At 64.3% G+C, this 16,455-nt stretch carries 15 protein-coding genes; 4 read left to right on the plus strand and 11 right to left on the minus strand.

Annotated features, from left to right (window positions below):
* The first annotated feature begins 6 nt into the window (after window positions 1-6).
* Together J7D54_RS06215 and J7D54_RS06220 are read left to right on the plus strand one after the other, a co-directional pair.
* A complete protein-coding gene (locus J7D54_RS06215; RefSeq protein WP_073188936.1) occupies window positions 7-1,716 on the plus strand; it encodes a VirD4-like conjugal transfer protein, CD1115 family in 1,710 nt (569 codons plus the stop codon).
* Between the two features lie 4 nt (window positions 1,717-1,720).
* Window positions 1,721-2,305 carry a hypothetical protein gene (locus J7D54_RS06220; RefSeq protein WP_073188938.1) on the plus strand — a complete coding sequence of 195 codons (585 nt, stop codon included), beginning with the start codon at window positions 1,721-1,723 and terminating at the stop codon, window positions 2,303-2,305.
* Window positions 2,306-2,408: 103 nt separating this feature from the next.
* Here J7D54_RS06220 and J7D54_RS06225 read toward each other — a convergent pair whose 3' ends face one another.
* The 6 genes from J7D54_RS06225 to mobF form a co-directional block, all read right to left on the minus strand.
* Entirely contained in the window at window positions 2,409-2,795 is a 387-nt protein-coding gene (locus J7D54_RS06225) for a hypothetical protein (RefSeq protein WP_182764958.1), read from the minus strand.
* A 5-nt stretch (window positions 2,796-2,800) separates the two neighbouring features.
* Window positions 2,801-3,940: an amidase domain-containing protein gene (locus tag J7D54_RS06230; RefSeq protein ID WP_182764957.1), complete on the minus strand. Its 1,140-nt coding sequence runs from the start codon at window positions 3,938-3,940 to the stop codon at window positions 2,801-2,803.
* Between the two features lie 324 nt (window positions 3,941-4,264).
* Entirely contained in the window at window positions 4,265-4,726 is a 462-nt protein-coding gene (locus tag J7D54_RS06235; protein WP_182764956.1) for a peptidase inhibitor family I36 protein, read from the minus strand.
* A 7-nt stretch (window positions 4,727-4,733) separates the two neighbouring features.
* The gene (locus tag J7D54_RS06240) at window positions 4,734-5,675 is read right to left on the minus strand and encodes a hypothetical protein (protein WP_182764955.1); all 942 of its coding nucleotides are present in this window, start codon (window positions 5,673-5,675) and stop codon (window positions 4,734-4,736) included.
* Complete coding sequence (locus J7D54_RS06245; RefSeq protein ID WP_182764954.1) at window positions 5,672-6,271, minus strand: RNA polymerase sigma factor; 600 nt, start codon at window positions 6,269-6,271, stop codon at window positions 5,672-5,674. The genes J7D54_RS06240 and J7D54_RS06245 overlap by 4 nt, the downstream gene beginning before the upstream one ends.
* A 536-nt stretch (window positions 6,272-6,807) precedes the next feature.
* Window positions 6,808-11,673, minus strand: coding sequence for a MobF family relaxase (mobF, locus tag J7D54_RS06250; protein WP_245244216.1), 4,866 nt, complete (start codon window positions 11,671-11,673; stop codon window positions 6,808-6,810).
* 430 nt (window positions 11,674-12,103) lie between these two features.
* On the opposite strand from mobF, the gene J7D54_RS06255 reads away from it, so the two are divergent.
* Together J7D54_RS06255 and J7D54_RS06260 are read left to right on the plus strand one after the other, a co-directional pair.
* Window positions 12,104-12,421 (plus strand): hypothetical protein, encoded by a 318-nt coding sequence (locus J7D54_RS06255; RefSeq protein WP_182764952.1) that lies wholly within the window; start codon window positions 12,104-12,106, stop codon window positions 12,419-12,421.
* Window positions 12,375-12,857 carry a hypothetical protein gene (locus tag J7D54_RS06260; RefSeq protein ID WP_245244175.1) on the plus strand — a complete coding sequence of 161 codons (483 nt, stop codon included), beginning with the start codon at window positions 12,375-12,377 and terminating at the stop codon, window positions 12,855-12,857. The genes J7D54_RS06255 and J7D54_RS06260 overlap by 47 nt, the downstream gene beginning before the upstream one ends.
* A gap of 59 nt (window positions 12,858-12,916) precedes the next feature.
* On the opposite strand, the gene J7D54_RS06265 is transcribed toward J7D54_RS06260, so the two are convergent.
* The 5 genes from J7D54_RS06265 to J7D54_RS06285 form a co-directional block, all read right to left on the minus strand.
* Window positions 12,917-14,017, minus strand: a complete 1,101-nt coding sequence (locus tag J7D54_RS06265) for an ImmA/IrrE family metallo-endopeptidase (protein ID WP_182764951.1) — start codon at window positions 14,015-14,017, stop codon at window positions 12,917-12,919.
* Entirely contained in the window at window positions 14,014-14,616 is a 603-nt protein-coding gene (locus tag J7D54_RS06270) for a hypothetical protein (RefSeq protein WP_209455227.1), read from the minus strand. Before J7D54_RS06270 ends, J7D54_RS06265 begins: the two co-directional genes overlap by 4 nt.
* A gap of 196 nt (window positions 14,617-14,812) precedes the next feature.
* Entirely contained in the window at window positions 14,813-15,322 is a 510-nt protein-coding gene (locus J7D54_RS06275; protein ID WP_182764949.1) for a hypothetical protein, read from the minus strand.
* Between the two features lies 1 nt (window position 15,323).
* Window positions 15,324-16,079: a ParA family protein gene (locus J7D54_RS06280; protein WP_182764948.1), complete on the minus strand. Its 756-nt coding sequence runs from the start codon at window positions 16,077-16,079 to the stop codon at window positions 15,324-15,326.
* 66 nt (window positions 16,080-16,145) lie between these two features.
* Window positions 16,146-16,283, minus strand: a complete 138-nt coding sequence (locus tag J7D54_RS06285; RefSeq protein ID WP_182764947.1) for a hypothetical protein — start codon at window positions 16,281-16,283, stop codon at window positions 16,146-16,148.
* Window positions 16,284-16,455 lie beyond the last annotated feature (172 nt).

Below are 16,455 nucleotides of genomic sequence, written 5' to 3' on the forward strand. Positions count from 1 at the left end.
GACGTCGTGAAGCGCCGCGCCGCAGTGTTCTTCGGGCTCATCATCGCCGTGATCCTGTTCTGGATCGGCAACACCGTCTGGCACGATGCCCGCCTCGGCTACGAGACCGGCGGCTGGGCAGGCGCGTTCGACCACGCCGACGACGGCCTCCGTACCGTTCGGCTGGCCATCTCCACCCACGTCCATGACCTCCTCGCAGGTCTTGCCCTGGTCGGGTGCGCCGGGCTGGGGTGGCTGTACTACGTCGCTGAGCGGGGTAGGGAACGCCGCGGCGAGGAACACGGCTCTGCCCGCTGGGGCAGACCACGCGATATTGGGCCGTTCATCAACCCCGACGCCGGCCGGAACCTGCTGCTGACCCGCACCGAACGGTTGACCATCGACCGGCCAGCCAAGATCCAGCATCAGCGCAACCTCAACGTCATGGTGATCGGCGCCGCCGGCACCGGCAAGTCGCGCAACTTCATCCTGCCGAACATGGCGCGCCCCCACTCGTCGTATCTGGCCACCGACCCCAAGGGCGAACTGCTCGCAGCCTCCGGCACCGCCCTGAAGGAGGCCGGCTATCAGATTCGGGTGCTGAATCTGGTCAACTTCGCAGAGTCCGACCGGTTCAACCCTCTTGCGTATCTGAGGCCCGGGCACGAACCAGAAGACGTCAACCTGATGGCGATCAACATCATCGCCAACACCGACGTGCCCCGCCAACAGATGGCCGGCGGGGGAGACCCGTTCTGGGAGAGGGCCGAAGCCGGGCTGCTCAACGCCCTGATCGGCTTCGTGGCCGCGACCTACCCGGCAGGGGATCAGCACCTCGGGTCGGTGATGGATCTGCTGCTCCAGATGCGCGCCAGTGATGACGTCGCCTACACCAGTGAGGTGGATGCGATCTTCGAGGGCGCCGCACGGATGCTGGCCGATAACCCGTCGATGCTGCACCACGAGCTGCTGGCGTTCGCGATCGCCAACTACAAGGTTTATCAGCGGGCCGCGCAGAAAACCGCCGCGTCGATCATCGTGACCATGGGTATGCGGCTGGCACCCCTCCATATCCCGTCGGTGAGGCGTCTGGTCACCGCTGACACGATGCAGCTGGACCTGGTCGGGTTCGAACCGACCGCGTTGTTCATGGTGCTGCCAGACACGAACAAGCAGTTCGCGTGGCTGTCGGCGTTGATGCTGACCACGTTCTTCCAACGCGGGGTGTGGCTGGCCGACCGGCAGTACAGCCGCCGGCTGCCCGTGCCGGTGATGTGCTTCCTCGACGAGTTCGCCAACATCGGCAAGATTCCCGATTTCGACATCCTCGCCGCCACGCTGCGCTCACGTGGGATCTCGTTCCAAGCCGTGATCCAGGCGCTCGGTCAGGGCCAGGCGCTCTACCGTGACGGCTGGAAAGCGATCCTCGGTAACTGCGACACGGTGCTGTTCCTCGGCTCAGCGGATGCTGACACCAAGGAGTACATCTCCAAAGCGTTGGGCAAGCAGACCATCATGGTCACGGACTCGTCTCGCACCAAGGGCCGGCACGGGTCGGACTCCCGATCCCGCAAGTCGCAAGGCCGTGAGCTCCTCACCCCCGACGAGGTCGGCCGGCTCCCCGGCGACGAGGCGATCGTCCTGATCCGAGGTCTCCCGCCGTTCAAGTCGAAGAAGCTGGCCCCACTTCCTGAGACCACCCCGTACCGCCACCAGACGCAGAATGCGAGGATATGAAGCCATGAGCACCCACGATGCGCCGGCCACCGATGAGGACCGGCTTGAAGAAGTCCGCGAGAGCCTGGTCGAACGAGACACCATGATCACCGAAGTCTGGCGGCGGGTAGAGGAAATCGCTGGCGACGTCGACGCCCTGGCCAGTAACCAGACAGCAATGAGCTTGATCATCGAGCATCTGGTTGAGGACATCGATGAGGAAGAGTCAGCCGCTGTCGAGGTGGCCCTTCGCCCGTGGACGAGGATGCCGCGCACCCGCCAGGATTGGCTCGACCTAGTGGCATGGGTCGACGAGATGAGCGCCGCCCACAGCCTCGCGGAGATGCCGGTGTGCTGGCCAGCGCACGAGCAACTGGTGTTGGAGCTCGACGCGGCGCGAGCGGCGTGGAACGTGGCAGTCGCGCGACACCAGAAAACGGTTTCGGATGCGATGTGGAGCTGGTACAGCTACGTCTGGACCCCACTACGAGCACGGCTCGCCGCCTGGGACCGCTGCCGCAACGGCCACATCGCGGATCCTGTGGGAGCACTGACGGGGATGGAGTTCCTCCCGCCAATCGCGGATGCCCTGGTGTCCAGCACAACCTAGATCTCCGGCTTCTCCTTGGAGTGGCTCCACAGCTTTGGGGGTGAGACGAGTAGTCCTCGGCCTCACCCCCATTCGGTTGCTCTGTTCGAAGTCTGTCAGGTCATTACTGCAGGGTCACGCGGTACCAATCAAGAAAGGACATGATGTTCAAGTCGACGGTGCCACTTGGACCTTCCAGCGTCAATGGAAATGTGTTTCCTGATTGGAGGCCAATTGTGACATCGATTTCTGAGGGGTCTGTTGGTTGACCCAGCCTCTGCCATATCCAATCCAACTGCATTTGCAGCTCGTCCACCCCGATCTTGTTCGTAATTGTCCGACACGCCGCTTCAGCATCCCTGGCCGCTAGGCTCTTTATGAAGCTGGTAGCGGCTGATTCGGGTGTCGGAGCTCCGCCGTTGCGACTGTCACACGAGAACTCGCCTTTGGGAGAGACCCAGAGCCACCAGCCGATCACCGTGATGAGCGCAATGATGAGGATGGTGGCCAAAGCGACTACAAGACGTTGAGTGCGAACCACGTTACATCTAGGTGTGAGATTGCCGTGAATGGCTTATTGAGAGTGTCTGAGGTGTGATATGTCAGGTATGGAACATTGTTGATCCAGTTTGTGACGATCATGGTGTGGCTCATGTTGGTAGCTCCCCGGGCCTTGTATTGCAGAATGTCCCCCAGCCACAGGTCCTTCACATAGCGCATGGTTGTCGCCCTTTTGGACTCGTTGACTGCGAACCGATAGAAGTTCTCAGCCCCACCCCAAGAGTATGAGGTCGTGAGCCCGGTGTACCACCAAGCCTTGTCCGACTGATAGAAGCCGCTCACAGGTTGCCAACCGCCCTGGTGCATCGCCTGTGAGGCGAAGTTGGTGCAGTCGTTTGAGTACTTCGTTGGATAGGCCGGGTTCCTTCCGTTCCACCATTTCTTGGCGTAGTTCACAGCTGCGGTGGCGTTGATGCGCTGAACCGCGTGGGTTGTCGGCCCGGAAAGATCGATGGATGCGGCTCCTTCCTCAGTTGGCATCGTGGCAGCACGTGCTGCGACCTCCGTGGGATCCAGACGCTCGACCGGCAAGAGCTCAACACTCGTCAAGGCCAGTGCGCCACCGCTGGAAGTGAGCGTGATGGGGATCATTTCCTCCCAGAGTTCGCCCTCAGGAAGCTCCGCAACGGTTCGGGTGACGTGGAGGAATCCAGTGCTCACATCTTGGTCCGCGGTGGTGTCGTCAATGATGATCTGGGCTGTTGTGTCGAGAACAGTCACTCCACCGACTGCTTGGATGGATGCCGCTTCCGCCGCCAGCACTGAGATGTACTCAGCCATCGGCGAGGAGGTGGAGGCGAGCTCGCGAGAAGTCACGATGGGGTTTGAACCTTCGACGAACAGCGCATCGGAAACAGCTTCCACGCTGGCGGCCAGAGCTTGCACTTGACGGTCAATGCGCTCGCTATTGTCGGCCTGGGCGGCTGTAACGGGGAAGGTGGACAAGGAACCGACCAAGAGTGCAGCTGCGAGGAGCGAGCCCACAGCTTTCGGCTTGTCGTCGGCTCTTGATCCAGCTGAGTTGTTGTCATGGCTCAACCTGCGGGTGAGGAATGAGCCTCTTCTGTTGGTTTGGGCCTTCTTGTCTTGGGACACTCTCGTCTTCCTCTCTGAGCGGTTAAGCCCCATCTGCATCTGCGTTGATGCACTTGTACTTCTGGAGTTGTCTGAGTTGCGCGATTTGTTACCCATGGGGGCTTCGAGCTTGAGGAGCGGGCTATCCCAGAGTGGCTCAACTCACAGCTGCTAACCTCAGCCGCTGACACCAACCCGCATGACGCTTCAACGCCATTGCCACCTGGCGTCAAACCCCTCCAGTGGGAAGGGGCGCGTTTGTCCGCGAGCGACTCAGCAGGCCACTCAGATCGGGTGGACGCAGTTGCCCCGGAGGCGGTGGTCAGCAGGGCCCCTGCGTGCGCCTCATGCGCACGTGATCTTTGTGATGCCGGTGAGGGAGGCCGATGACTGGCCAGGCAGCAGGGTGGCTTTGAGGGTGGTGTTTGCGTAGGCGCGAACGGTGCCGGTGGATCGCTTGTGTGCGATGGATCCGGGCTTCCCACCCAAGGGGCTGAAGTCCGTGTAGGTTCCCGGGCAGGCGCTGAAGCTCATGATGCTGCCTTGAAAGTAGGCGCGTTGGAAGGCGCAGAAGCGTCCGGTCGGGCAGGAGTCGATGGCGTAGGGCTGCGCGTTGTCCCGGATGACGAGTGTGACGGCGCCTTCATCCCAGCTGATGGTGTCGGCTGACGTTTGGATGCCGCCGTACTGGGCAATCAGGGCGTCGATCTCTGCTTGTGGGCCTCCGGCATCGGCTGCCGACGGTAGGGCTGTGGAGAACGTCAGGAGTAGGACGGTGAGGATGGCTGCTCGGAGTTTCTTGATCATTGTGTTTCTACTTTCTTTCCCATGCTTCGTAGGAAGTGACTGCTGGCGCGGTGATGTCGTGTCGGTCATTGCCGGTGTAGATGGTCTCGGTTGCAATGATCTGACCGGTATCGGTCGCGATGATGAGGTTCTGTTGGTAGTTGTCGACGTCAGAGCCGATCCTGAAGGAGAGGGCTGATCGGCCCAGGCGATCGGTCACTTGACCGATGAGGGTGACGTCAGGCCGGGATGCGAGGTACTCGAGCACTGTGGCTTCTTGAGCTGGTGTCACGGTGGTGTTGACGAGGACGCTCAGCAGGCTGAGTGTCGATTCCTCGGTGTTGGCGGGATCGACCGAGAAAGCGGTCTCAAGCCACTGGGCCAGTTGATCGGCGTCCTCAGGCAGGACACCGCTCGCGGAGGCCGCAACGGATTTCTCGGCGCTCAAATGCTCAGAAGACAGCGGCGTCCCAGGAATTGGCAGATCCTTGACCTCTTGGCCTGGGAAGGGTCGTCCCACGACGGTTTCGATGGTGACGCTACCGTCTGGTGAGAAGGTGGTCGAGGAGACGGTGGGGCTTGTGTTGGAAGCAACTACCTTCCTGGCCGCGTCGATTTCGCTGACGAGGCTCCACGCGTGCAGTTCGATCGCGGTGCGTGGCCACGCGCCTTTGCGGCGTAGTTCGGCGAGCTTCATGAGGTGATTTTGGGCTGACCCGGCGATTGGCGTGGCTTCCATTAGGGGTGGAGTTGCGCTGGCGGCTACAGGGCGAAAGACGATCATGCCGATGAGCGCTACGAGAACTGCACATGCCGCGAGCGTAAGTGGAGCGTGATTCCGATGCGTCTTCTGCATCTTCGGCGGCGTGGGGGCGGGGGTGGACAGGATGCGGGCGAGGTCTGCCTCGGCACGCGGGCCATACTCGACGTTGGGGGCAGCGAGCTTGATCAGGAGTTCGGTGTTCTTCACGGTTGTAGCCCCCTTTCAGGGCCGTAGCGGCTGGAGAGTTGGAGAGCTCGGCGGAATTCCGCCTTCGCCCTGGTGAGTCTCACCCGGTAGGTGACGGGGTTGAGGTTGAGCGCCCGGGCTCCTTCAGCAGTGGTGAGATCACTCCAGTAGGCAAGGAGGAGGACCTCTGCCTGCTCGGGCTTGAGTAGCTGAAGGGCGCGTTCGATATCGAGCTGTTGCTCTGTCGCCAGAGCGTGGTCAAGTGTGGAGGGTGAAGCTCGGTAGGCGAGTTCCTTGTGCACTGTGTCGCGAACCCTCTGGCTGCGGTAGTGGTCTCCGATCTTGTTGCGGAGAACGCCGTAGAGCCATCCCTTGTCCAGTTCGCCCTTCTCCAGGAAGCGATGCCACATGAGGATGTAGGCCTCCGCGGCCAGCGCCTCAGCGTCGCAACCCGTAGTGCGGCCAAGTACGAACTTGACAGCCGCAGCGTAGGTGTCGCGATAGAAGACGGCGAATACCTCGTCAGAGGGGCGCTTCGCGCCCTTGGGCAGATCGGCTTGACGCGAGACATCCCGGTCTTGTCCGACGCCAGGATGGCTGCCTGATGGGTCTGTCATGATCCGCTCCGAATAGCCGCGTAGGGGTTCACGTAGGGTATTGGACGAGACTCATCGTTTGTTACCGCTCTGGCTCCGGGGCCCAGACCTGTTGAGGGTGAAGGGCGTACAGGGCATCAGCGAGCCCGTTGGTAAGCGAGCCCGTCAGCGCCCTACAGCGTTAGTAGCGCGTGCTGGGAAGTGCCAGGAGAAGCGTGCCCAGCGCCGTTCGTTCGAGGTGCGATCGTTCATCGCGGATTGCCGCTCACCGGGCAGCCAGCATCGGACCAATCAGGAGCTTCGCTCAACCCTACGGACAGGCCATCTCGACCTAGTCGCGCTGCTTCGAGAGTAAAGGAACTGGCTCCTGGGGCCCACCAGACGTGGTGGGGCGGGGTGATGGCTCCGGTGGCTGGCCCGTTGAGGGAGTCCAGATGGTGGGTGAAGCATGGCCTGTTGTTTCGCAGGAACACCCGTGTGTCGGTGGTCGTGTGTGTCTCCACTGCGGCTGCCACCCTAGTAGCAGGCCGATCGCGGCTGGTTGAGAAGCAGCGCAACTAGCGTTCGTGGCCATGGTGTTGGCTGCGCTCTCGTGTTCGTTCCTGATCGGGTGCTTTGTGCATGGGGCGTCGGAGGGTGTCGATGAGCTGTTGTTGCTTGACGCGGCGGCGGATCGTGTCGATGGGCGCCCGGTCTGGTGTAGCTGGTGGCCGGGTGAGCGCTTGGATGATCGCCTCGCGGCTTCGGGACAAGACGTTCTCGACGACGGCCAGGGGGCTGCGTGGGGCTTGGCGTTCGATGCTTCTGAGGGTGGCGGTTGCTGTGGCGACGTCGGCCTTGGCTTTGTCTGCGGCCGCGAGGCGGGCGAGGCCGGATTCTCCGGGGGCAAGCGGGGCGTTGCGGAGGTGGTGGAGCTGGCTCTGGGCAGCGCGGAGCACGTCGGCCTGCTGGTTGCGTGCGGTGACCCAGGCGCTGATGGGGGAGACCTGCACGGGCTTGAGTTTCGCTGTCTGGAGGTGCAGCAGGTTCGGCTTCTTCGGCCGGGTCTGTGTGGGGCGCCGCGCGGGAGCAGGTGAAACCGCTGGAGTCTGGATGGTGACGGGTGTCCGGCGGGCTCGGGTGGCGAGGTCGTCGGGCGCTGGTGTGGTCGGTGCCGGTGTACGGACGGGCAGAGGGATCCGCATGGGTGGGCGGGTGTCGTCGATGCTGTTGGCGGCGACGATGTCGCGGCGGAGGTCGGCGGCTGCGGTGTGGAGGACGTGGAGGTCGCGTTGTGGGATGCGGCTGGCGTCGTGGCTCCGCGACGGCGGGGGCAGGGCCTTGCTGGGGTCGTCGTGGCCGGTGAGGCCACGCCATGTGTCGATCTGCCCTGCGAGGGCTTCCCACCGGGCACGTAGCGGGGTGTCGGGTGCGGGGACCGCTCCGAGGTAGTTGGTGGCCCAGGGGGCTGGGTTGAGGGCGATAGCTGCGCCCCGGTCACGGATCGCGGCCGCGACGGTGTCGGCCATGTCGGTGAGTGGTTCGCGCCAGGTGGGGGGCAGGTGCGGATCGTTGAGGCCACGGCCGGGGATGCTCCAGCCGGGAGTGCCGGCGGGCCGCTGGTTGATGCCGGTGTCTGGTTCGTAGGTGCGCAGCTTCTGCTCGACCCACAGCCCTCGTTGCAGGTCGCTGGCGTTGCGCCAGCGGGTCTGTGCTTCGTCGAGGGTGGCGCCGGCGATCGCGGCGTTGGTCTTGACGTCGGCGTGGGTGAGGTCGCGGGCGGCGTCTCGTTGGACGTTCTCCACGAACCAGGAGCGTCCGTCCATGCGGGCGCGGATGATGGTTTCCTCGCGGAGTTCAGCTTCGGTGCGGGTGCGGCCGCGTCGGTCGTCGCGGAGCTGGTCGATACGGCCGGTGAGCCGTTCGATGCGCTGGCCGAGTGCGTGGCGGGAGGGGCTGTCCGGGTCGTGGGTGAGGAGTTCTCGTGTGAGCTCACGCCGGGCGGTCATGGTCTCTCGGATCGCGCCGCCGATGGTCGTCGCGATGGTGCGGTGGGTGTGGAGTTGCTCGCGCAGCTCGTCGTCGGTGAGTTGCCCGTGGCGGCGGTCAACCCAGGATGGAACGTCTCGCCCGTCCTTCAGGGCTGCGGGGCGCAGTTCGGGGCCGACGGCTTGCCGTGCTGCCCGGAGGTCCTGCAAGGCCCCTTCACGGGCCGCTGTGGCGGTGTCCAGGGCGGTGGCGAGCTGGCCGTGGCCCATGGCGCGGGCAGGGCGGAGCTGGGTGGAGTAGCGGACCGTGGTGGCGGTGGCCAGATGCTTGTTGATGCGCCATGCGATCAGCCCGGTGGGGTCGTCGCCGGCGGACAGGGAGTCGACGCCGGCGACGAGGGTGAGCATCCGTTCGGCGGTGAATCCGGCGTCTTCTGCGGCAGCGAGCGCGGTGTAAAGCCGGTGGCGTTTGTCGCTGGTGGTGATCGCCGCGGCGAGCTGCGGGTCCCAGGCGCGCAGCAGGCTGGTGTAGCGCTGTTGGTCGGCGCGCTGCTGCATGTCGCCCAGGATCCGCACCATCCGTGCGGGGTGGTGGGCTTCGGCGTGCGCTTGGTTGATGAGTTCACGGGCCGAGATGGCTTGCTTGCTGGTGGCTGCGGCGTTGCGGAGCATGTCTGCGGCCGAGGTGCCGTCGGTGATCGCGTAGACGTGGTTGGAGTGTCGACCTCGAGTGAGGCCGACGTAGAGGGCTTCGCGGCTGGTGGTGTCGTCGATGATGAGGTGAGCGTGGTCGACGGTTTGGCCTTGGGCTCGGTGCACGGTGGTGGCGTAGCCGAGCCCGGTGGAGCCGGCGACGTAGTCGGCGGGTAGCTCGATGCTGCGGCCGAGGTCGTCGACGGCGTCGATGTGGCCGTCGTCACCGATGTCGGTGATGGTCCACACGTCGCCGTTCTTCACGAAGTTGTGGCCTGTTCCGGTGGTGAGACGGCGGTCGTTTCGGCGGGTGATGATGCGGTCTCCGATGCCAGCGAGGCTGCCGTCAGCCAGCTCGATGCTGCGGTCCATGGTGACGCTTCCTTCTACCACGCGCTGGTCGTGGGCCATCTGATTGAGCGTGGCCACGGTGTTGTTCGTGCCGGCCATCATCAGCGACGTTTGGCCGTGGTTTTGGTCTGCTTCCCATGCTTCAACGACGCGAGTCAAGACGTGGGCGTTGGTGCCGCCGTGGACACGGTTGTTGGCCAGGTGCCAGTCGACGTCGCCCTCTTCTCGGAGCCGGAGCGACGCGGCGGCTTCGTTCTCGTCGACGAATCGGTGGACCTGGTCCAGGCGAACGGCGCCGACCTCGGCGGCGAGCATCCTGAGTGATCCGCCGGCGCCGATCGCTTGGAGCTGGCGGTCGTCTCCAATGAGGCGGACGAACGCGCCGGCGCGGGTGGCTCGTTCGGTGATCGCGGCGAGATCTCGGGCCGACGCCATGCCAGCTTCATCGACGAGGATCACGTCGCCAGCGTTGATGGCGCGGGTGCCGTTGCCGGTATCGAGGAGCCACTTGGCGATGGTGGTTGACGTCATCGACGTGGCCTGCTGGAGCTGCTCGGCGGCAGCGGCAGACACGGTGATTCCGTGGACCGAAACGCCCGCGTTACTGGTGGCAGCGATCGCCAGCTTCATCGCGGTGGTCTTGCCGGTGCCGGCCGGACCAATGCCCACGGTCACGATGCTCTCGGAGCACGCGACCTGGTGTGCCAAGTCGATCTGTCCCTGATTCAGCGGCCCATCGTGATAGGCCAGCGCGGCCTCGAAATGCGCCTGGGAGACGGCGGGAAGGGCCACGTCCTGAGCGGCGTTGAGGAGCAGGTCTTCGGCTTCCAGCACTGCGGTCGAGGTGTATAGCTCGGCGGCTGGAGGCTGGTAGATCGAGCTGCCGTCGTCGTTGATCAGGTCATCATGGTGGGGCAGATTCAGCCGTGGTGTGATGGAGAAGCTGGCGTGGGTCAATGCCTCGTGAGTGATCGCCTGGAGGGTCAGATCATCCACGATCCCGGGCTGTGCAGCGGCCCAGATGTTGAGCCGGGTTTCGATGTGATTGCGGGTCCAGGTCGACTGTTTCGCGGAGACTTCGTCGACCAGTTGTCCGGCGATCTCGGTGATGTTGATCGGCGGTGGAGTCACCAGCTGATAGGCGTCCGGGTGCTTCATTGCCCACTCGATCTGGGTGCGCAAACTGTCGGCAGATCGGCCCATGATCTGGTTCCACCGCTGGCGAAGATCGTCGCGGGTGACTGCCTGGGACTTCGGTGTTCTGGTGTCCAAAGTGGCCTGTTGCTTGAGGGCCAGGAGTTCCTTGGTTCCGGGTTGACGGCCATGCTGGTTGACGTAGTCTGCGACGAGTTCTGCGGTGCGTTGGGCGATGGCGATGCTGCGCGAGGAGAACATGTCCAGGTGCTTGTCGGTCACCATCCGCAGTTCCATTCCGCGATGGGAACCCGAGGGCGAGACGCGCTGGCGAAGATCGAAGCCGAGCGATTTCAGTTCATCTGCGAGGTGCTTGTTGTACACAGATGAGGCGTTCATGGTGGCCCGGTAGAGGCTCTGCCCGTCGATGGTGAGCCAGCGGGTGGAGCCGTCGGCTTCAGTGATCTGGACGCGGTTTGCGATGACGACGTGGTCGTGGAGCTGGGGGTCACCTTCGCGGGATTCCCAGTGCCTGAATCGTGTGGCCAGGAGACCGCTGGTGGTGCGGTAAGCCATGCCGTTGGTGCCGGTTCTAGCCCGGACGACTTCGGTCTCAAGGAACTCGACGGTGCGCTCGATGGCGCGCTGGTGGGCAGCCTCAAGCGCCGTTGCTTGGGGCTCGTGTGCGATGGCCCAGGCGACGGACACGGACTTGGGAGCAGAGAAGGTGAGGTCGAATCCGGAGACCGCGTTTTGTCCCTTGGTCAGCTCGGTTGCGAGGAACCTTGCGACCTCGTGCGGTGCGCCGGCGCGGCCATTTCGGTCGCGGAACATGATGCCTGCTTGGCGCATCCTGACGGCGATCCGTTCGTCTGGGGTGAGGTCTCGACCCAGTTCGGTTTCGCGCGCAACGGTGGCGTTCTTGATGGCGGTTGCGAGTTCACTATCGGGGGTCTGGTAGCCGTAGAACTTGCGGCCCAGTAGCACGGCTTTGAGTGCCTGTGTGGCGCTCATTCCGGTGCTCATGTGGTGTGCGACCAGGACGTCGGCGTTGGGGTGGAGGCCTTCGCCAAAGAGGGCCTTCATCTGTGCTTCGCTGACGGATCCATCGATCCCGAGGCTGGCTGCTCCGCCGCCCAACCACTGGCCTTCAGGTGTTCCCGTTTCGAGGTAGTAGTCGCCTAGTTCCTGGTTCTTGCCGATGTGGTGATCGGCGCTGACTGTGACGGAGGTGTAGTAGGCGTAGCCGTCTCCAGCGCTGAGCTTGGAGATCGTCATCACGGGGCTGAGTATAGGCCGAACTGGAGGGCACATTTCACCGAGTGGTTAGAAATGCAAGTAGTGTGACACTGATGGGCCTCCGATTGCGGAGGTTTCCACTTGTGGCCCATGAGTGTCTCGACCAACGGTCGATCTCATTTCGTCCATGCTCCGAAGGGCAGGGTGGACGAAACCTGGGAATCGCCACACCGTCTAGGTGTGTCCTTCGCGCGGGTGCGGTGCTGTCCATCGGTGTGTGCGGGGCGTAGAGCCGTGCACGCTGTGGGCGGGGCTGTGGCCGCTGAGGGTTGTCCATTCATGTGTGCAGGTTGCGCGTCTCACTTTCTGGCGAAGCTGTGCACATGTGGGCAACCCGAACGCCCCTCCGGGCCTGTGGCCCGGCCGCGCGGCTAGACTGTCCGCACCCCCCCCCAGCGTGAGGAGCGCCATGGCACGCACGGCATTGACCAGAACTGAAGCTCGAAAGCGTGCGCGTGAGCGCTCCGCTGCCTTCCGGGAACGTGAGCATCGGCTCGTCGGTCTCGTCGCAGATTGGGAAGTCGCCCAGGACGCGCTGCACAACAGCTACGCGGCAATGTATGAGGCGGGGCTCACGCGCAGCGAGATTGCTCAGCGAACTGGTCAGACAGTGGGTCGCGTGCCCAAGCTCGACGAACTTGTTGAGACCGTCGATGACGATGCGTCGGAAGTGAGCAGCGATGACGTCAACGGAACGCCTGACGACGCTGCTGAACGCGGCGAGTGACGACGCGATCGTCGAGCGCTACTTCGCGAAGATCTCGCGTGCAGGTTCGGCGTCGTGTTGGCTATGGACTGGCGCGATCTCTGGCAAGGGCCATGGCCGTTTCTGGATCGGTGGCGGAGTAGTCGTTGTGGCGCATCGTTTCGGGTGGCTGATCAACGCCGGCAGCGACGTCCAGGAGATGCCCGAAGTCGTCAGCCATTCCTGCGACAACCCTCTGTGCCAGAACCCGGGACATCTCCATGCCTCGACGTTCAGCTCGAACCGCATTGAGTACCTTCAACGCCGCGGCACACCACGGTCCCCGCTGCGAGACAAACGCGGCGCCCGCGGACGTGCCCGCGAGCTACGCGACGCGGCAAAGTCGAAGCGCAGCATCGCAGAGGCCGTCGACGCTGGGCTCACCGAACTTGATCGGTATCAGATCACGCTGTGGTGAGCCGGCGTGGGAGGCGTGACGCGGTGGCAACGATGCGTGTTGTTGTGGGTGTTAGCGGGTCAGGTGGTGGGCCGGTTTCGCCATGCCGATAGCTGCACCGGGGGTGCCAGGAGTTCGGTGTCGGTCCAGCGTTCCAGGAGTGATGTCGGCAAGCCTGTGAGGTCCTCGGCCGAGCGGGACGGTTTCGTGGTGGCTCGGGTGAGGGCCTGTCCGAACAGCAACGGCCGTTCCTCAGCGACATGCACTGGCTCGTTGTTGCGCCACCCTCGAGAGGAGAGTTGGATGTGCAGGCTTCGTGCTCGATCGGCGCTGATGATGTTGGCGCGTTTCGCGGCCATGATGATGGCTCCGACACTGATTCCGTACTCGGCTTTGATCGGTAGGTAGCCGTGGAGATTCAGTGTGTCTGTCACGCGTTGGTGGAGGACTTCGGTCGGCAGCAGCAGGGCGCCGGCGAAAGCGTGAGCTCGTTTCTCTTGTGGGGACCTGGTGCTGGTTGACGGGCCGGTGGTTCCTTGGTCCCAGAGCAGGTGCGCCAACTCGTGAGCCAGAGTGAATCGGGCAGCGTCACCTCGTCCGGTGGTGGGTAGCGCGATGAGGGGTCGAGTCACGTCCGGGTGGGGAATCGAGATCCCAGAGTGGGTCGGTGCCTCCCCCGTCGAGGGGGCGTCGAGTGCGGTGACGACGCCGATGCCGAGCCGCTCCAGGAAGCGGACCATGTTGAGAATGGGCGCATCGGAGGCAACCCCGCCGAGACGTCGCAGCGCGCTGGCCGCGTCGTCGATTGCGGTCGAGTCGGTCACCTCGGCCGGTGCGTGGAACTCGTGGTATCCCGATGCTTGCGAGACCGCAGAGAATGCTCGTGCGGCCTCTCGGTAGAGACGCACGATCCTGCGTTCATCGGAGACCTTCGCGGCGCTGCTCTTGCGGAAGGTCGCGACGCTGATCTCCAACACCGTGGGCGGAACGAGGAAGAAGCTTGGCGGAACTCGGTACGTGTCGGCGGCGTGCGCCATGAGTTCGGCCGGGAGGGGGCGCTCCGCCTTCTCGATCTGAGACAGTGAGGGCTGACTGATTCCCAGCGTGCTGGCCATCTGGGTTTGGGTGATGCTGTGGAGCTCTCGCAGCGCCAGCAGCCGGCGTCCGTTGGGGATGCTCACTGGCCCAAGTCCTCGTCGCTGTCGATGTGCACGGCGAAGAAATCCTCCTCGTCGTCGTGTGCCTCGAAGCGGAGATCCTCGAACATGGTGCCACCTCGTGGGATCTCGATGTCGAGGTCGCATGGCACTCGGTGGCCGAACCGTCCAGGGCTGATGGGGTGTGCCACCCGAAGGGTGAACCCCTCTGTCCGGGCCTCGGCATCGAGGTAGTCCCAGAGCAGAAGGAAGGTGTGACGCTGGGCGGCGGTTGGCCACAGCTCGGGCAGCGGATCCTGGCGCCATGCGGCACGACGCGCGGCGCCCAGACCGGCGTGGGGAACTCGACCGGGTTGTAGCGGGTTTCCCTTCAGGAAGCGCAGGTCCATCACTCCCGGTTTGCGGATGATCAACTGGCCCATTCGGTTGGTGTCGCCGGCCAGGGTCCACCCTTCAGCGAGCGGTGCGGACTCCAGCTCCACGCGGGTCCACGCTCGCACCATCATCGATCGGGCACTGTTGAACCGCGAGCCCAGCCCACGGCAACGTTCCTCCGCGATCGCGATCGCGGAAGCTATTGCCTCATCCAGGACTCCGGTCACTGGCCCCAGCTGCGCCAGCACCTCCGCCAGAGTTACATCACCTGTCATATTCTCCTCCAAACGCCTCACCGTCAATAATATACCCATCAATGTTACATCTGTGGGTTTCAAGAATGGTCGTGTCTGAACTGAGGGTGTTAGCCGGCGACTGTCTGCGTCTAGGGAGTGGACATGGTCCGTAACGCGGGCTGTCTCGTCGTGGTGGTTTCGTGACGGGTCAAGCGAGGCGGATTGGGAGGCGTGGGGGTGCGCTGGGTAGGGTTCCGCCGTTGGTGTCGCGGGCGGTGGCCACGGCGACGCTGAGGGCGTTGTGGCACCAGCCGCTGCGGGTGAGGAAGATGCCGGCGGCCGCGTCGGCGGCCATGGCGTCGCTGATGGCGTCAGCGACGATGTTGGCGATGGTGAAGCTGCGCGGTGAGTTTCCCTTGGGGCCGCTGCCGTTCAGCTCGGATCGCTGGGCTGGGGTGAGGTGTGCGTGCCGCTCGAGGGCGGCACCGACCCATGAGGGCAGGGTGTCATGCTGGCGGTTGTTCTGCCAGTCTGCGAGGAACGCGGCCTTGACGTCGTTGTACTCGGCTTGGGTCATCGACACGCTCAGTGTGGTGGTGTCGGTGGTGGTGGTGCGAGCTCGTCGTTCGGGGCGTTGTGTGGACTCGGGGTGCGGGTCGCGGATGATGGCATCTCGGTTGCGGTCGGCCAGGGTGCGGCGGCGGGGCTGGCTGGTCATGTCACTGCTCCTGGGCGTTGATGATGGTGGCGAGGGCGGCGGCGTAGTCGGTGGCGATCCCGGAACCCGGTGCGTAGCGGCTGACGGGTAGGCCGGCGGTGTAGGCGTCGCGGGCGGCGACTGCTTCCCTGATGGGGGTGGTGACTCGGCCGGGCCATTGCTGCGTGAGCTGGTCGACGACGTCGCGGTCGAGGAGCCGGCGGGCGTCGTAGCGGGTGGGGATGATCCAGTGGATCTTCTGCCCCCGACGGAGCCTGGGGGCGATCCTGTGCTCGATGACGTCTTGGAGTCGGGTGAGCTGGTCATAGGCCTCGGTCTCGCACGCCACGGCCGCGATCACCTGGTCAGCGGCAGCGAGCGCGGCGAGCGTGACCAGGCCGAGCGCTGGCGGGGTGTCGATGACGACGTCGTCCCAGTCGTGGAGGTCGGGCAGGTAGTCACGAAGCGCCGTGATGACCTCGGGTCGCTGATCCAGGTCGGCCAGATCGTGGGTGCCGGCCAGCACCCACGCGCCGTCGACGCTGGGGGCCGGCACGGCAGCCTGCTCGGCGGTGGCGCTGCCGAGCAGAACCTCCGACGCGACTGCCTCGACCGGTGAGGAGTCGGTGAGTCCCATGCGGGTGGTGAGGTTGCCCTGCTGGTCCAGGTCGATCGCGAGGACTCTGCGGCCGCGATCAGCTAGGGCCGCGACGAGGTCGGCGGCGGTGGTGGTCTTCGTGGAGCCACCCTTGGACAGGGCGACGGCGTAGGTCGTCATCGAAAGATCATCCTTACTAGTGGTGTTAGTGAGTGTAGCGGGGCTAGTGTCGACAGCGGTGTGGTGTCAGCCGTTCGGCTGACGCTTCTTCTCGAACTCCCGGCGGGCCTCGACGATGAGGAGGCGGGCGCAGTCTGGGCAGTACCAGTGGGCAAGGCTCGGGCGGCGCTTCGGGTCGTCGGGGCGGAGCAGCTTGCGGATCATCTCGCTGATCTCGGTGCAGGGTCGCCAGCCGCGCTCCTGCGCGGCGCCTGCTGCGGTCTGCTTGTCGCCCTTGGCGATCCAGGTGCGGGGGGGCGTATCCCCGGCAGGCGGCTCGTCGGCAGGTGAACTGCCACGCGATGGGTTCCATGTGAGTACTCCTAGTGGTCTGAGT

The organism is Tessaracoccus sp. MC1865 (assembly GCF_017815535.1).
Lineage (GTDB): Bacteria > Actinomycetota > Actinomycetes > Propionibacteriales > Propionibacteriaceae > Arachnia.

Bases quoted from the DNA above. Each gene is read 5' to 3' on its own strand.
- J7D54_RS06220 (WP_073188938.1), top strand. From the start codon at position 1,721: ATGAGCACCCACGATGCGCCGGCCACCGATGAGGACCGGCTTGAAGAA.
- J7D54_RS06235 (WP_182764956.1), bottom strand. From the start codon at position 4,726: ATGATCAAGAAACTCCGAGCAGCCATCCTCACCGTCCTACTCCTGACG.
- J7D54_RS06245 (WP_182764954.1), bottom strand. From the start codon at position 6,271: ATGACAGACCCATCAGGCAGCCATCCTGGCGTCGGACAAGACCGGGAT.
- mobF (WP_245244216.1), bottom strand. From the start codon at position 11,673: ATGACGATCTCCAAGCTCAGCGCTGGAGACGGCTACGCCTACTACACC.
- J7D54_RS06255 (WP_182764952.1), top strand. From the start codon at position 12,104: ATGGCACGCACGGCATTGACCAGAACTGAAGCTCGAAAGCGTGCGCGT.
- J7D54_RS06260 (WP_245244175.1), top strand. From the start codon at position 12,375: ATGACGTCAACGGAACGCCTGACGACGCTGCTGAACGCGGCGAGTGAC.
- J7D54_RS06275 (WP_182764949.1), bottom strand. From the start codon at position 15,322: ATGACCAGCCAGCCCCGCCGCCGCACCCTGGCCGACCGCAACCGAGAT.
- J7D54_RS06280 (WP_182764948.1), bottom strand. From the start codon at position 16,079: ATGACGACCTACGCCGTCGCCCTGTCCAAGGGTGGCTCCACGAAGACC.
- J7D54_RS06285 (WP_182764947.1), bottom strand. From the start codon at position 16,283: ATGATCCGCAAGCTGCTCCGCCCCGACGACCCGAAGCGCCGCCCGAGC.